Raw genomic sequence first — 14,012 nt, 5'->3', positions numbered from 1 at the left:
CACGGCCAGGACTGCTAGTGCTGAGCTGGCCGCGACAACCGCATTCAAGATGCAGACGAAGACAAACGCGGCGAGCAGAAAGCCGAGTGCGTCGTCAATCAAAGCTCAAATTCACCGGTCTCATCAGCCATCGTCTCTTCAATCAGAGACTTCAAGCCCGCCGCGCCGCCTTTCATGCGCTTCGCCATATCGTTTGCGTGCCACTGGTTTCCGCTGATGGTGAAGACTGCGTCCTTGAGCATCTGGTCGGCGGTATATTCCGTCTCACCATTTCCGCTGAATGAAGGCAACGTCACAAGGGTGAAGTCGCCGAGATTGCCAGAGGACACCACCGCCTTCTCTTCTTCGGTGGCGGTGATCTTCATAGTCGTTTGCCATTCCCGCTTGCCGCCCAGTAATCCAGCCTTGCGGGTTTCCTGCGTAATCGAAACTTTCAATGTAAATTCTCCAGTGGAAACGTGACCCCATCGGGGCGCAATTTATTAAATGGTAGTTCACGGTATGAATGGTTTGGCAATCGATCAAGCGATACTTTTGAATGGTTGGCGGGCATATGCGGGGACAGGATTGCAGCGTCCTCCTGCGACACACGGAATAGAAATTGCCGCTCTGTATTGCCCAAAGGCGCATCAAACAACGTCTGATCGAATTGCGTGCTGCTCTGCGTGGCAACCGTCACCGAGAGGCCGTAGCGGGTGGAGTTCACCAGGGCATTTTGTACTGTATCGTGGGCGTACAAGTGGGCGTCGTCGATGTAGATATCGTACGGTCGTGGGTCGTTGCGCTCCAGGAGTAGCTGGGTGAGGTACGACAACACCAGCGAGCCAATCAGCTTAACCTTGGCTTTCCCATACAGACGAACGGGCAATCGAACATGCAGTATCTGGTCTTGCAGGTAGTCCGAGAGATGTATCCCCTTCTTGTTGACCGACAGCATGCGCCGGGCGCGCGGGTCAGCCAGAAGCGTGAAGAACTTGTTGATCGTACTCGCGACCTCTTGGCGTTGCTGGATCGGCTTCAGTTGCTCGAAGTCTGCCCAGAACATCGCGGTCAGCTCGTCTTTGAAGTGCAGCGTAGAGCGGTACTGTTTGTCGATGAGCAGCTTCAAGATATCCGACAGGTTATGACCGTTTTCGATCAGGGCAGCAGCGGAGAACAATAGGAACATGTCCATCGTGGGTGTGGTCTGCCCGGCGTAGTCCCACGCGCTCTTGGTTGTCTCTTGAAAGAGCGTCGCGGCCAAGGCGGGCTCGATGGGTTCGCGCAACGGGTTCCAGCGCGTTTCTGCTGGATCGAAGACGAGGTCTGGAACGGTCGGAAGCGTGATACCGTGGGCGTCGAAGAAGCAGACGCCGTGACCCTTGGCGGTGCTCTTCCCTATCTGCTCCACAATAAGACTGGTCTTGCCAGTCCCGTGCCCACCCAGAAGGAGTTGATGCGCCATAACGGTAGCATACCAGTCCCCCGCCCCGTGTGCGGTGACCAGTCGGGGGCTACAGGGATGCTACCGTTAAAGAACATCCGTTCGCATTATACGCTCCCCTTCCCCAGACCGAGTTAGTGCCCGGTTTCTTCTGCAGAGAAGCGAGGGGGTGCTGCGTAGCTTGGAGTCTGAGTTAACGGGAATGGAATCAGTCTTGTGGCTGTACCAGTCACCGCAGCAACTGTGTCGTCTGGCGCAACTGCGCCATGACTCAATACGCTTTACCCGAGTGAGGGCTGTGGGGTTTTTACCCTAAAGCGTATTGAGTCATGGCGGATGCCTGACGACCAGTTGCTGCGGAATGGTGTTGTATGGGGGGGTATGTTCGACCTCCCGCCATGCTTTGAGACATGGAAACAGAAGGAATACTGTGTTCCACCCCATGATCTATGATACTGTCTCAGTGAAATTACTTGCCGCTGGTATTTGTGAGGCAAGCCAACTACGTTTCCCTATCTTGCCAACGCTACGTTGTGGTCAGCATTGAATACTTTTTTAAGGAACCTTGCGAGCGTACTCGAGAGCCTGCCGAGCAATCCTCTGGCTATTGTATCTCTCATTGTTGTCGCATTAGGGCTGCTCGCATTTCTATTCTTCTCTAGAGAGCATCGGTGGGTAAAGCTTATCGCCTTCGCACTATGTTTAGTCGGCGGTGGAGGCATAGTCTACGTAGTGACACGCCAGGAAGTTTTTCGCGAAGACGTTACGGAGAATGTCAGTCCTGCAGCCGATAAACAAACGTCGAAAAGGATCATTCAGGACGGCGCAGACTGCGTGGTGCTTGGATCGTCGCTCAGCGAGCGAATTCCGTTGGAGGTCGGTGCCTGTTTTGTTTCTGAGGACGACAGCGCGATGGCTGAGGTGAAGAGAATTTTTCAAACCGGTGTTGAGTTCTCTGGTGGGTTGAACGGGCCGTTTCCATGCTACACCGATGACTCTTGTAGTTTTGGCTGGGATGGAGCGCCAACTTTTCGCGTAACAGAACGAGCAGGTCGAATGTTCATGATTGGAGGGTGAATTTGCTTAGTCGATTTTTGAAAGTTGTTTTTCTGACTTTGGTAGCGAGCCATGGAACCGCGCAATCCAGGGAGCCAGGTCTGGACTTCATTCAGGTCAATGAAGGCGTCTTCGATTTGAGGCTAGACGAAGTTGTTGATCTGACAGATCGCAGCGTGTTGTTGGCTTTAGTACGGGATAGGCGAGGAAAACTCGCGGTGAGGATCAATGGTTCAATCGATCCGGTCACAGTAGGGGAACGCTATGATCTTACACAGCCGTTTGCTCCGTTCTTTCTTGAGTCCACGTTTGCTGACAAAAGGAGGTGCCACTTGGATATTTTGGCTGTGAGTGATCCTGCGGGAGGAGTGCCTAGCGCGACCTTCCGCCTGCTTTGCGAATAGCTACTTCGACAGAAAGGGGGACGGTTGGACCCGCCCCCCATGCCCCGCTAGGAAGCATCGCGCTTAGCTATCTGCGCCGCAACCCAGGCGTAGATTTCCTCTTCCACCCAAAAGACCCGGAAGCCGACCTGAACGCGCTTTGGAAAGCCAAGATGCGCATAGGCAGGATCGTTCTCCATGCGGTCGATATGGGCAAAACTGAACCCTACAATCTCCCGAACTTGCTTCTTGCTCAGTAGTCTAGTCATCACGATTAACTCCGATTAAGGAGCAATCGCGATCACCCCGGTTTGCGAAAACCTAGGCGAAGATAGTGTTGCTGGCCGTGTCCGCCCGGTCAAGCGTAGGGTCGGTGAACTCGATGACTGGCAACTCCCGCTGCCCTTCCCCACGCAGCAAGGCCCAGCCAATTTGGTGCCGGGTGTTCTCGGGTAAGGCGGTGAGTTGGGCAACAGCTTCAGCGACGATTGTATCCATACGCTATGCGCCAAGGAGGTTCTGCAAAGTTACCAGCAACGCACCTTGTGCCAAGAGCGCTATTGCAACCCAGACCTTGAGGCCTGACTTCAGTTCGCGGAATGCGCGTTGTAGATCTGGCTTCGTGAGCGGATGATCTGGTGAGCTCATACCTACGACAGAGTAAACTGCATAATGCCAATCACGATGGCAGCAATCGCGCCGGTCTGGATCAACATGGCGCGGTATAACCGCGTTTCGAGCTCGCCAACGGTGGATCGCAGATCGGCCTTGGTCACCAGCTCGCTTTCAGTCAGCGCATCAACAATCCCCTCCGCTTGCTCGGCGGTGAACCCTTTTGCCTGAAGCTTTTGGATGGTTTTGTACGTGTCGATCGTGACGGCGTTCATATGCGAAAAGCGTACCATGACCCTTGCATTTTGTCACGCCAGCGCACCTGCAGCCCCGCTCGCTTAGAGCCTCTCTAAGCCGCTGGGCGCGTCTTTCTCAGCAAAGGTGGGGGTCACTTCATTTTTGGCGGGCAAACGTCGCAGCGTGGCATTTTGGGCCTGTGGTGGGATGTCTGCATGGCATAGAGACCGCAGTAACTTGATGGGCTGTGATGGACTCTTTGATCCATCCCAATCAGCTTTCGTTGATGGCAAGCCCTTTGGCCTAGCCTACCACCCAATCCGATTTGTTTTTTTAATTGAAAGAAATTGTCATCTTCTTTGTAATCTAATTTGTAAACTTATATGTGTGAACGACAAATTTGTCGTCAGGTGCCGACAGCGGTGTCGCCAGGTGGCGACAAATTTGTCGGCAGCTCACAAGCTCATTGCTACCGCTTGCGCATCGATCCGATCAGATCAGCTCGCATTGCTGCAAGGTCTCGCATGTGGGTGTCATCAAGGTGCCGATACTTGCCGGTGATCCGTATCGTTCGGCTGTCGTCTTTCTTGTCGATCTCCACTGTGATGTACCCCTTTTCCTTCAGAGACTTGATCAGCCGCTGGGGTTTTCTCTCGTTCGAGTAGCTGAACATTTTCATAAAGTGCTCGTTGCTCGCGATGCATCCGAATGAATTGTCCAGAGCAAAGATCTCTCCCCACATTAGCTTCTCGTCGCCAGAAAGCTCCGGGTTGATCCAGATGTCTTTCGGTATGAACGCGCCTTTGAAGTCGCGAAACTGGTCTGCCTGGGGCTTGGTCATGTTGTGATTGATTATACTCTATTCCCTTCCTCATCCTCCTCTCGGTAACGCACAGCTTGTGACGGCTCTGATGCTTCGTGATCAGCCGATCCTGCCCTGCGCTCCAGCCGACCGCCAACGGCAACGGTCTCCAGCGTCTCCAAGAGCCTTTGTGAGTTTCGGGCGAAGTCTGCTTTGAGCGACCGGTTGAATGTCACCTCCTCACGCAAGAACCGGATCTCATCCTGATCGCGATCCTGCTGTTTTCTGAGTTCTTTGTTCTCGGCCCTCAAAGTCGCAAGCTCGTTTGAGTTGATGTCAGAAACCGGTATGCTGGTCACACCTGTTCGAACATCGGCGCGCGGTGCAATCATGTTCGACGAAGGAGTTTCCGGGATTGGTTCGGCGGGTGCGACCGCACTGGTTTGAACATGTTCGGATGGGTTCGTTGGGGTTTTGGGGGGAATATCGGTTGCGACAGCACTGATAGTGTTCGCACCTGTTTGAACCGGTTCGCGGCTATTTTCAGCTTCACGCGACAGCTCCTCAGCAGTTTTGCGCTCAAGAGATTTCAGCTCAATCTTCCAGCGATAGCGCCCCCAAAGGGTATCCTCGCGGCGGGACACGACTTCGCCCTCGGGCACATTGAAAGAGCGCTCCGCCCATTTCCGAATGGTCTTAGCCGTCCGCGACAATCCCTGCGCTGCGCAATGGGCGACGGCCTCATCAACTGTGAGCCAAACTTCCTCGAAAGGGATGGGCTTGGCGGCTGATATCGGAGGAGGGTTCGCACCTGGTTCGTCCTTATTTGAAGCCGCCAAATCATTCTTTGTGCGTGTCGGTTCGTCGGTGTGAACAGGGATTGTTCGCACCCGTCCGAACGGGTTCGATCCTGCCGCGTTGTCTGGTTCGTACATATACGATCAGTCTAGCATGCCTGGTGCTGACGATTGCAAAGCTGTGATGAGTGGCCCAGTCTTCGAGTAAGTCAACGCACTGTGGTCACGATTGTACCGATGCGATATGCAACCAAAGAGTAGCGGAAACCCTCGTCTTGGCCGTACTGAGTGGACATCCAGTGTCGAAGAAAAGAGAGACAAAAAAGAGACAAAACTTTAGATACAAATCTGTAAGTATCTGAAATAAATATAAGACCCCGTGGCTCAACTGGATAGAGCAGCCCCCTCCTAAGGGGCAGGTTGCAGGTTCGAATCCTGCCGGGGTCGCCAAAAATCATCATGCTTTGGCATCAGCCGATCGGTCACATGGGCACACACCCGTTTTTTTGCTAGATGCGCGGCGCGGGGGAAGCCAAGAGATGACCTTTGAGAGACCCAGACTTCGATCTTGATGACTTCTTGCCTTATCAATTCAACATCATTGCAGGACGCCTGAGCCGCGGATTTGCGGAGCGATACAAAGCACGCTTCGGGATTTCCATCGCGGAGTGGCGAGTGGTGGCGCACTTGCACCATTCCGGCGCAGTCAGTGTGCGCGAAATTCACGAACGTGCGCACATGGACAAATCCAAGATCTCCCGCGCGGCGGCCCGGTTGGAAGCCGCCGGGTATATCTCCAAACGGGTGTCTTCGGTCGATCGACGCCTTGTTGAGTTGTCGCTGACGCAAAAGGGCGACGCGATGATGGCCGAACTGGTTGTTCTGGCCCGGAAATATCAGGCGCAAATCGTCGAACTTCTCGGGCCGGACAACGCCAAGGTGCGAGACGGGATCAATGTGCTGATGCACAGCCGGTTCTGAGGCAAAGCGTCCCTTGCTCTGCGGTGCCCGAAAGGTCACCAATGGACCTGTCAGTTGCGGAGGAGGGAAGACCATGACCGACGACATCGTAATTTTGAGCAGCGCGCGCACCGCGATCGGGACATTTGGCGGTAGCCTTGCTTCGGTGCCCCCAATCGGGCTGGGTGCAGCCGTGGCGCGCGCGGCACTCGACAGGGCAGGTATCGAAGGTGACCGCATCGGTCACGTGACGTTCGGTCATGTCATCAACACCGAGCCTCGGGACATGTATCTCAGCCGGGTCGCCGCGATGGAGGCTGGCATCCCCGATACGACGCCTGCCATGAACGTGAACCGACTCTGCGGATCGGGGGCGCAGGCGATCGCGTCGGTGATCCAGTCCCTCGCACTGGAAGATGCCGATTTCGGGCTTGCCGGAGGTGCCGAAAGCATGAGCCGGTCGCCGTATACGTTGCCGGCTGCGCGCTGGGGCCAGAAGATGGGTGATGTCGCGTCGCAGGACATGATGCTTGGCGCATTGAACTGCCCTTTTGGCACCGGTCACATGGGGGTCACGGCCGAGAACGTCGCCAAAGAGCATGACGTCAGCCGCGCCGATCAGGACGCTTTTGCAGTCGAAAGTCAGACCCGCGCAAAGCAGGCCATAGAGGAGGGCCGATTTGACAGCCAGATCGTCCCCATCGAGGTGAAGGTCAAGCGTGAGATGGTGGCCTTCGCGCGCGATGAGCATCCGAAAGCAACCACTGTCGAGACCTTGTCCGGTCTGCGCGCAGTTTTCCAGAAGGACGGCACGGTGACGGCAGGGAATGCCTCCGGCATCAATGACGGGGCCGCAGCAATTGTCATGGCCCGCGCCAGCGCGGCAGAAAGCGCCGGTCTGAAAGCCAAGGCGCGTATTCTGGGGTATGCGCATGCTGGTGTTCGCCCCGAAGTAATGGGGATTGGCCCGGTTCCTGCGGTTCAGGCCCTGTGCAAACGCATCGGGTGCGATGTCGCGGAGTTTGACGTGATCGAATCGAACGAGGCTTTTGCAGCCCAGGCAATCGCCGTGAACAGGGGCCTCGGTCTTGATACCGCAAAGGTAAACCCGAACGGGGGCGCGATTGCGCTGGGACATCCAGTTGGCGCAACCGGGGCGATCCTTGTGGTGAAGGCACTGCACGAGTTGGAACGCATCGGCGGCAAACGTGGCCTTGTGACAATGTGCATTGGCGGAGGGCAGGGCATCGCGCTGGCCTTTGAGCTTCTTTAACGCCGGTTAAACTCGGATTCACCAATTGCTCTCACTGTCGGCCCGTGCTGCGCGGGCCGCTTAGATTCGCGCGGCCCGATGATTTAAGGGCTGTCGGATCATGCTGAACGAAGACATTGAACACCGCCTTGCGCAGGAACGCCGGGCACGCCTGGCGGCAGAGCGACTGCTCGCGCAAAAACAGCGGGAACTGAGTGCGGCCAATAACGAGCTGTCCAAGCACGCGTTCGAGTTGTCGGATCAGATTGTCGAACAACGCCACGAAGCCGAAGAGCTCAAGGACGAGAATTTTCAGGTCCGCTCTGACCTGCAGCGCGCGGAAAAGCGGCTCTGGACCTCGGTCGAAACCATTGAGGATGGGTTCGCGGTCTTCGACAGTGCGCGCCGCCTGATCATTGCGAACCCGGCTTATCTGACGGCCTTCGCCGGACTGGAAGAGGTCCGTCCCGGGATCGCGTATGACACTCTGCTCAGGCTCGCGACCGAAGAAGGGATCGTCGACACCGATGGCCTCAGCCGCGAGGAATGGTGCGCAATGATGCAGGGGCGCTGGTCGTCCGATACCATCGATCCGATCATCGTACGCTTATGGAACGGATACTCGATCAAACTGGTCGAACGCCGGGGCGAGGATGGCGATATCGTCACGCTCGCCCTGAACATCACCGAAACCATCCGACGTGAGAAGGATCTGACAGAAGCCCGCCATCGTGCCGAGGCTGCAAACCGCGCGAAATCCGCATTTCTGGCGAACATGAGCCACGAGCTGCGCACGCCGATGAACGGTGTTGTCGGCATGGCGTCTTTGCTGACCGAAGGCACGCTGGACGATGAACAGCGTCTCTACGTCGATACGATCCGCCAGTCCGGCGAGGCGCTGCTGCATATCATCAATGAGGTGCTGGACTATTCAAAGATGGAGGCGGAGAAGCTTGAACTGCATCCGCAACCTTTCAACCTCGAACAGTTGCTCCATGACGTCGTGCTGTTGTCCCTGCCCGGGGCACAGCAGAAAGGCATCAGTCTAGCGCTCGATTTTGACATGTTCCTGCCCGAACAATTCGTCGGCGATCAGGGTAGACTGCGGCAGATACTGACCAATCTTATTGGCAACGCGGTCAAGTTCACGTCCGAAGGTCATGTGGCGATCCGTGTGATCGGCGTACCTGCCGGGAACGACGCCCAAGAGGTCATCTTCAACATCGAAGACACAGGGATCGGGATCGCACCCGATATGGTCGAGCACATCTTCGGCGAGTTCAACCAGGCCGAAGATGAACGCAACCGCAACTACGAAGGAACCGGCTTGGGGCTTGCGATCACCAAACGGCTTATCGAGCTGATGGGGGGCGAGATCTGGGTGGACTCGGATCTCGGAAGCGGGTCGTGTTTCTCGTTTCGGATCCCTCTCTCTCGGGTTCCGGGTGCGGCAGAGGACCCGACAGATATTGATCTGCCAAACCTGCGCAAGGTGCTTGTCGTCGAAGCGGATGCGCTGTCCCGCGACGTCTTGCTGAAGCAGCTGATGCGGTTCGGGTTGGAGGTAACATCCGCTGATACACATCAGGGCGCCCTCGAGCAACTGAATGGCGCTTCGGGCTTTGATCTGGTCATGACCGACCTCAATCTTCCCGATGGAACCGGCATCACTCTTGCGCGCCAGATCGGCGGACGTATCCCGACAATCCTGGTGAGCCGAACACTGGCCGGACATTTCAGTCCCGAGGATCGCTCCCTGTTCGCGGCAACCCTGACCCAGCCGGTCTTGCGCTCGGATTTGCACGCCGCCCTCGCAACGCTTTCGGCGCCCTCTGATCCGGCACCTGATCTTGAGGCACCAACTTCGGACACCGCGCTTGGCCCTGCGGCTCCCGAAGCAGCCGACGAAGACCCCTCCGTAATATCACTCGGACCTTTCACATCCGCCCGGCGCCGCGCGCAATCGTCGCAAACGCACCGCGATACAACGCCTTCAGAAACCGAGCCGGAGATCGCAGCAGCGGGTGAAACCGGGCCCAAATTGATCGAGCCCGCGGTTGCGGACACAATGCCCGACAATGCCGGTCCTGAAGTACCGCCCACCACAGGACAGGAACCTGAGCGCCTCTTGCGCGTGCTCGCGGCTGAAGACAATCGCACCAACCAGCTCGTCTTTCGAAAGATGCTGCGCGACCTGAATATCGAGCTCAAGTTTGCGGGCAACGGCGAAGAAGCCGTCGAATTGTTCGAAAGCTTCGCGCCCGATATGATCTTCATGGATATTTCGATGCCAAAGATGGACGGTATGGAAGCCACGCGGACCATTCGGCAGATGGAGGCGGCGGGGGGCACGCATGTTCCCATTACGGCAATGACGGCCCACGCGATGGATGGCGATGCGGAGCGTATTCTCGCGGCAGGCCTCGATTACTATCTGACAAAGCCGCTGAAGAAGGCCGAGATTCACGCGAAAATCGAGGAGCTGACCCCGACAGGTTGCGCGCCCCTACGTGTTGATACCGCCGCGGAGTAGACGCTCAGGCGGCTTCCGCAGACGTGGTGTCCGGATAGGGCCGAACGAACACCGGGGCGTCAGGGGTGCTGCGCGTCTTGTCAAACGCATATCCGCCAGTCGCAAAGTCCCGCAGCCCCTCCAGATCGCAGACGCGGTTCTGAACAATGAACCGCGCCATGGCGCCGCGCGCCTTCTTTGCAAAGAAGCTGACTGTTTTCGTGACGCCATCGCGATCTTCGAGAAACACAGGCGTTACCAGTCTGGGTCGGAGCACCTTGATATCGACGGCTCCGAAGTATTCCTGCGAGGCGCAGTTCATCAGAACCGAGGCGCCGACGCTTTCGGCCTGCGCATTCAGCGATTTCGAGATACGTGTGCCCCACCAATCATACAGGGTCTTGCCACGGCGCGTTTCCAGCCTGCTTCCCATTTCCAGCCGGTAGGCTTGGATCAGGTCAAGGGGGCGCAAGACGCCGTAGAGCCCGGACAGGATCCGCAAATGGTCCTGCGCATAACGCCACTCGTCGCTGGACAGGCTTTGCGCATCCAGTCCCACATATGTGTCGCCGGCAAAGGCGAGCGCCGCAGGGCGGGACTCCGCGTCGGTCGTTTTCGGGCGAAAGCTCTTGAACCGCGCATGGTTCAGGTCGGCGAGTTTCTCCGACAGGCCCATCAATTGACGCAGCGCGTCCGTATCAAGCTTGCGGGCTTCGCGCGCAAGCGCCGATGCCTGGGTTTCGAACTCAGGCAAAGTCGTCGGCAATGGTGCGCTGACCTCCCAATTGAGACGTTTGGCAGGCGAGATCACGACAAGCATTTGGTCCTCCGAGCGCGTATTGAACGCCTAAGATAGGGGCTTTCGCAGAGCGGTCCACAGCGGTCAGGCATCTCGCAGGACCTCAAGGAACGCAGTCCCAAACCGCTCGCAGCGCCGCTCACCAAGCAATTTCGACAGCCGGTCAGGGGTATCGGGGCGCAGTTCGGCAACTTTTGACAGCAAACTCGTGGAACAGCTCAGCGGTTTCATCGTGCCACAGGCGCCGCGTGACAGCTGTGACTGTGCGGCCTGCAAACGATCAAATACCGACCCTGCGGTTTGCCCTGCCAGTCTGCGGCGCGCCGGATGCGCAGTGTCGGGGACCTCGCCTGAAATGACTTCCAGAAACGCAGCGCCGTATTTTTCGAGCTTCTTTGCACCAACCCCGTTTACACTGGCGAGTGCATCGAGATCCGTCGGTCGCGTTTCGGCCATCTCGATCAGGGTTCTGTCATTGAAAATCATATAGGCAGGCAAGCCGGCGCTCTCGGCGAGAGCGCGCCTTTTTGCCTTGAGCGCGGACAGAAGCGGCGCGTCTTCGTCCGAGACCAGCGCTTTGACCGACGGGCGCTGCGCCGCACGTTTGAGCGTGTCGCGCCGCAACAGGATCGTGTCCTCGCCGCGCAGGATCGGGCGTGCGGCAGATGTCATGACCAGCGCGCCATGCCGGGTCGGGTCCGGACGGACCAGATCATGGCCCATCATCTGCCGGAACACGCCTGTCCAAGTCCGGCGGTCCAGATCACGGCCAACCCCGAAGGTCGGCAGGTCTTCATGCCCGCGGGCCCGGACCTTGTCGGTGGGCGTCCCCGTCAGAATGTCGATCAAATGCCCCGCGCCAAAACTTTCGCCGGTGCGCAGGGCGGCCGACAAGGCCTTGCGCACGGCTTCGGTGCCGTCGAACGTCTCCGGCGGCTGCTCGCACAGGTCGCACGCGCCACACGGCACGCTGTCCTCGCCGAAATACCCCAGCAGGACCTGCCGTCTGCAATGCAAGGCCTCCGCCAAGCCCAAAAGCGCGTTCAAGCGCCCATGATCTGCCTGTTTTCGCTCTGGCGGAGCCAGCCCTTCGTCGATCTGCGACCGCCGCAGCCGAATGTCATCCGCGCCGAACAGGGTAAGCGTTTCAGCTGGCGCGCCATCGCGCCCGGCCCGTCCGATTTCCTGGTAATACGCCTCGATCGACTTCGGCAGATCGGCATGTGCAACCCAGCGAATATCTGGTTTGTCGACGCCCATCCCGAACGCCACGGTCGCAACCACGATCAACCCATCCTCGGCTTGAAATCGCGTTTCGACGATCCGGCGATCTTCGGGGTCCATGCCGCCATGATAGTGACACGCGGTATGCCCGGCTTCGCGCAAGCCAGTAGCGAGCGCTTCGGTCTTGGCCCGCGTGCCGCAATACACAATGCCCGACTGTCCCTTTCGCGCAGCCGCGAAGTCCAGAATCTGGCGCCGGGGCCCATCCTTGGCGGCAAAGGCCAAGTGAATATTGGGGCGATCAAAACCTCGCAGGAACGAGGCTGGCGCCTGACCGTCAAAAAGGCGGGCAACGATTTCCTCGCGGGTTTCCGCATCCGCAGTGGCCGTAAAGGCCGATAGCGGAACATCGAGGGCGCGGCGCAACTCTCCGATCCGCAGGTAGTCGGGACGGAAATCGTGGCCCCATTGGCTGACGCAGTGCGCCTCGTCCACGGCAATCGCCTGCACCCCGAGACGGCGTAACATCGCGACCGTCCCCGCGTTCGCCAAACGCTCCGGTGCCATGTAGAGAAGTCGCAATGACCCGGTCTCCAGTGCTTCGAAGACCTCGTCGGTTTCTTCCTGTGTATTTCCTGACGTCAAGGCGCCCGCAGCAACACCCAGTTCTTGCAACGCACGCACCTGGTCGCGCATCAGTGCAATCAAGGGTGAGATGACGATCGTGACACCACCACGCAGCAGGGCGGGCAACTGATAGCACAAGGATTTACCACCGCCCGTCGGCATGATGGCCAGAACGTTCTCGCCCCGGCGCACGGCCTCTACGATGTCCGCCTGACCCGGCCGGAACGCGTCAAATCCGAATACGCTGGAAAGTAACGACTCTGCGCTCTGCATGGGCCTGTTTTGGCTGGGACTGCTTCGTTTTCACAGACTGTCCCATACCAGAGGTTGCGCAACAAGCCCTGCGCGTCGCTATTCCTAGTAAAAAGCCGCCGCATTGTTGATCAGGATGATGCGAAGAGCGTAGACGCCGATCAGCACGACCAACGGGGCCAGATCAAGGCCACCCATCTGCGGAAGAAACTGGCGAACACGGCTGTACACGGGCTCCAGCAGTCGATCCAGCCCGTACCAGATCTGCGCCACGAACTGCTGGCGCAGGTTCAGAACCTGAAAGTTGATAAGCCAGCTCATGATGATGTGGGCGATGATGATGAACCACGCAATATCGAGGATCAGCAGTAGTATCTGCAAAAGGGACTGCATTTCGGTCTCCGAACCTGTCTTTGCCTTGACCTAGGCCGTTGTATCGCTGCGCGCAAGACGGTGCCGTTCCGTCACGCTTGACCGGACCTTCGTCGCACGCGAGGGATGCGATCCGAAGGAGGCACCAGATGTATCCGTTTTTTCGATTGGCACTGGAGGTTGTGATCCACCGGAAGAGCCGGGCTCTGGGTCCGATGGACACCCATGTCAGTTTTCACCGGTGTTGGCCCTGGGATCTGGATGTTTTTGCAGAGCTCAACAACGGGCGCACGTTGACGATTTATGACCTTGGCCGTTTGCCGTTTGGCATGCGCGCCGGGCTGTTTCGGGTTTTGCGCAAGAACGCGTGGGGCTTGACCATGGCGGGCGCTGCCGTGCGGTACCGCCGTCGCATCAGGCTGTTCGATCGGATCGAAATGAGGTCCCGGGTGATCGGCTGGGATGCGCGGTTCATGTATGTCGAGCAGTCGATGTCGGTGCGTGGGCAGGTCGCGGGACACATCGTCTATCGTAGTGCAGTGACGGACGCAGAGGGCCTCGTACCCCCGCAGCGCGTGGCCGATCAGATTGCCCCGGGGCTACACACGCCAGCCTTGCCGGATTGGGTCAAAGCCTGGGTCGAGGCTGAAGACCTGCGCCCCTGGCCTCCGGAAATCGCAACCTGAGGCCAAGTTACCCCTTGC

At 57.9% G+C, this 14,012-nt stretch carries 15 protein-coding genes and 1 tRNA gene; 6 read left to right on the top strand and 10 right to left on the bottom strand.

Translation table 11 applies throughout. The features are described from left to right. Positions 1-98: 98 nt before the first annotated feature. Both ACP15N_RS13945 and ACP15N_RS13940 read right to left on the bottom strand, forming a co-directional pair. Complete coding sequence (locus ACP15N_RS13945) at positions 99-437, bottom strand: hypothetical protein (RefSeq protein WP_425092922.1); 339 nt, start codon at positions 435-437, stop codon at positions 99-101. After that, a complete protein-coding gene (locus tag ACP15N_RS13940) occupies positions 434-1,444 on the bottom strand; it encodes a hypothetical protein (RefSeq protein ID WP_425092921.1) in 1,011 nt (336 codons plus the stop codon). Before ACP15N_RS13940 ends, ACP15N_RS13945 begins: the two co-directional genes overlap by 4 nt. 510 nt (positions 1,445-1,954) lie before the next feature. Between ACP15N_RS13940 and ACP15N_RS13935 the strand changes: the two genes are divergently transcribed. After that, positions 1,955-2,500, top strand: coding sequence for a hypothetical protein (locus ACP15N_RS13935; protein ID WP_425092920.1), 546 nt, complete (start codon positions 1,955-1,957; stop codon positions 2,498-2,500). 430 nt (positions 2,501-2,930) lie between these two features. Here ACP15N_RS13935 and ACP15N_RS13930 read toward each other — a convergent pair whose 3' ends face one another. The 5 genes from ACP15N_RS13930 to ACP15N_RS13910 all read right to left on the bottom strand — a co-directional run bounded on the left by ACP15N_RS13930 (position 2,931) and on the right by ACP15N_RS13910 (position 5,448). Further along, complete coding sequence (locus ACP15N_RS13930; RefSeq protein ID WP_425092919.1) at positions 2,931-3,131, bottom strand: helix-turn-helix transcriptional regulator; 201 nt, start codon at positions 3,129-3,131, stop codon at positions 2,931-2,933. A 52-nt stretch (positions 3,132-3,183) separates the two neighbouring features. Further along, a complete protein-coding gene (locus ACP15N_RS13925) occupies positions 3,184-3,360 on the bottom strand; it encodes a hypothetical protein (protein WP_425092918.1) in 177 nt (58 codons plus the stop codon). Positions 3,361-3,512: 152 nt separating this feature from the next. Next, positions 3,513-3,749, bottom strand: coding sequence for a hypothetical protein (locus tag ACP15N_RS13920; RefSeq protein WP_425092917.1), 237 nt, complete (start codon positions 3,747-3,749; stop codon positions 3,513-3,515). 431 nt (positions 3,750-4,180) lie between these two features. Next, a complete protein-coding gene (locus ACP15N_RS13915) occupies positions 4,181-4,552 on the bottom strand; it encodes a hypothetical protein (RefSeq protein WP_425092916.1) in 372 nt (123 codons plus the stop codon). Positions 4,553-4,563: 11 nt separating this feature from the next. Then, entirely contained in the window at positions 4,564-5,448 is an 885-nt protein-coding gene (locus ACP15N_RS13910) for a hypothetical protein (RefSeq protein ID WP_425092915.1), read from the bottom strand. 235 nt (positions 5,449-5,683) lie between these two features. Between ACP15N_RS13910 and ACP15N_RS13905 the strand changes: the two genes are divergently transcribed. From ACP15N_RS13905 to ACP15N_RS13890, 4 genes are all read left to right on the top strand, one after another. Then, positions 5,684-5,760: transfer RNA gene (locus ACP15N_RS13905), tRNA-Arg, on the top strand. A 96-nt stretch (positions 5,761-5,856) separates the two neighbouring features. Further along, positions 5,857-6,291 carry a MarR family winged helix-turn-helix transcriptional regulator gene (locus ACP15N_RS13900; protein ID WP_425092914.1) on the top strand — a complete coding sequence of 145 codons (435 nt, stop codon included), beginning with the start codon at positions 5,857-5,859 and terminating at the stop codon, positions 6,289-6,291. A 73-nt stretch (positions 6,292-6,364) separates the two neighbouring features. Then, positions 6,365-7,543, top strand: coding sequence for an acetyl-CoA C-acyltransferase family protein (locus tag ACP15N_RS13895; protein ID WP_425092912.1), 1,179 nt, complete (start codon positions 6,365-6,367; stop codon positions 7,541-7,543). Between the two features lie 100 nt (positions 7,544-7,643). Next, a complete protein-coding gene (locus ACP15N_RS13890; protein WP_425092911.1) occupies positions 7,644-10,055 on the top strand; it encodes a response regulator in 2,412 nt (803 codons plus the stop codon). A 4-nt stretch (positions 10,056-10,059) separates the two neighbouring features. Here the strand turns inward: ACP15N_RS13890 and yaaA are convergent, their stop codons facing one another. The 3 genes from yaaA to ACP15N_RS13875 all read right to left on the bottom strand — a co-directional run bounded on the left by yaaA (position 10,060) and on the right by ACP15N_RS13875 (position 13,329). After that, on the bottom strand, positions 10,060-10,854 hold the full coding sequence (gene yaaA, locus ACP15N_RS13885; RefSeq protein WP_425092910.1) for a peroxide stress protein YaaA: 795 nt from the start codon (positions 10,852-10,854) through the stop codon (positions 10,060-10,062). Between the two features lie 63 nt (positions 10,855-10,917). After that, positions 10,918-12,957 carry a DNA helicase RecQ gene (recQ, locus tag ACP15N_RS13880; RefSeq protein WP_425092909.1) on the bottom strand — a complete coding sequence of 680 codons (2,040 nt, stop codon included), beginning with the start codon at positions 12,955-12,957 and terminating at the stop codon, positions 10,918-10,920. Positions 12,958-13,041: 84 nt separating this feature from the next. Beyond that, positions 13,042-13,329 carry a YggT family protein gene (locus ACP15N_RS13875; protein ID WP_425092908.1) on the bottom strand — a complete coding sequence of 96 codons (288 nt, stop codon included), beginning with the start codon at positions 13,327-13,329 and terminating at the stop codon, positions 13,042-13,044. 128 nt (positions 13,330-13,457) lie between these two features. Here ACP15N_RS13875 and ACP15N_RS13870 point away from each other — a divergent pair, with 128 nt between their 5' ends. After that, the gene (locus ACP15N_RS13870; RefSeq protein WP_425092907.1) at positions 13,458-13,994 is read left to right on the top strand and encodes a thioesterase family protein; all 537 of its coding nucleotides are present in this window, start codon (positions 13,458-13,460) and stop codon (positions 13,992-13,994) included. Positions 13,995-14,012 lie beyond the last annotated feature (18 nt).

It is taken from the genome of Tropicimonas sp. S265A, from assembly GCF_049800835.1.
Lineage (GTDB): Bacteria > Pseudomonadota > Alphaproteobacteria > Rhodobacterales > Rhodobacteraceae > Dinoroseobacter.
The sequence above is the reverse complement of the archived record's forward strand: the minus strand, read 5'-3'. Positions and strand labels throughout refer to the sequence as shown.

Excerpts from the sequence above, each read along its gene's own strand:
- ACP15N_RS13940 (WP_425092921.1), bottom strand. The coding sequence starts at position 1,444 with ATGGCGCATCAACTCCTTCTGGGTGGGCACGGGACTGGCAAGACCAGT.
- ACP15N_RS13930 (WP_425092919.1), bottom strand. The coding sequence starts at position 3,131 with ATGACTAGACTACTGAGCAAGAAGCAAGTTCGGGAGATTGTAGGGTTC.
- ACP15N_RS13925 (WP_425092918.1), bottom strand. The coding sequence starts at position 3,360 with ATGGATACAATCGTCGCTGAAGCTGTTGCCCAACTCACCGCCTTACCC.
- ACP15N_RS13920 (WP_425092917.1), bottom strand. The coding sequence starts at position 3,749 with ATGAACGCCGTCACGATCGACACGTACAAAACCATCCAAAAGCTTCAG.
- ACP15N_RS13915 (WP_425092916.1), bottom strand. The coding sequence starts at position 4,552 with ATGACCAAGCCCCAGGCAGACCAGTTTCGCGACTTCAAAGGCGCGTTC.
- ACP15N_RS13910 (WP_425092915.1), bottom strand. The coding sequence starts at position 5,448 with ATGTACGAACCAGACAACGCGGCAGGATCGAACCCGTTCGGACGGGTG.
- ACP15N_RS13895 (WP_425092912.1), top strand. The coding sequence starts at position 6,365 with ATGACCGACGACATCGTAATTTTGAGCAGCGCGCGCACCGCGATCGGG.
- ACP15N_RS13890 (WP_425092911.1), top strand. The coding sequence starts at position 7,644 with ATGCTGAACGAAGACATTGAACACCGCCTTGCGCAGGAACGCCGGGCA.
- yaaA (WP_425092910.1), bottom strand. The coding sequence starts at position 10,854 with ATGCTTGTCGTGATCTCGCCTGCCAAACGTCTCAATTGGGAGGTCAGC.
- recQ (WP_425092909.1), bottom strand. The coding sequence starts at position 12,957 with ATGCAGAGCGCAGAGTCGTTACTTTCCAGCGTATTCGGATTTGACGCG.
- ACP15N_RS13875 (WP_425092908.1), bottom strand. The coding sequence starts at position 13,329 with ATGCAGTCCCTTTTGCAGATACTACTGCTGATCCTCGATATTGCGTGG.
- ACP15N_RS13870 (WP_425092907.1), top strand. The coding sequence starts at position 13,458 with ATGTATCCGTTTTTTCGATTGGCACTGGAGGTTGTGATCCACCGGAAG.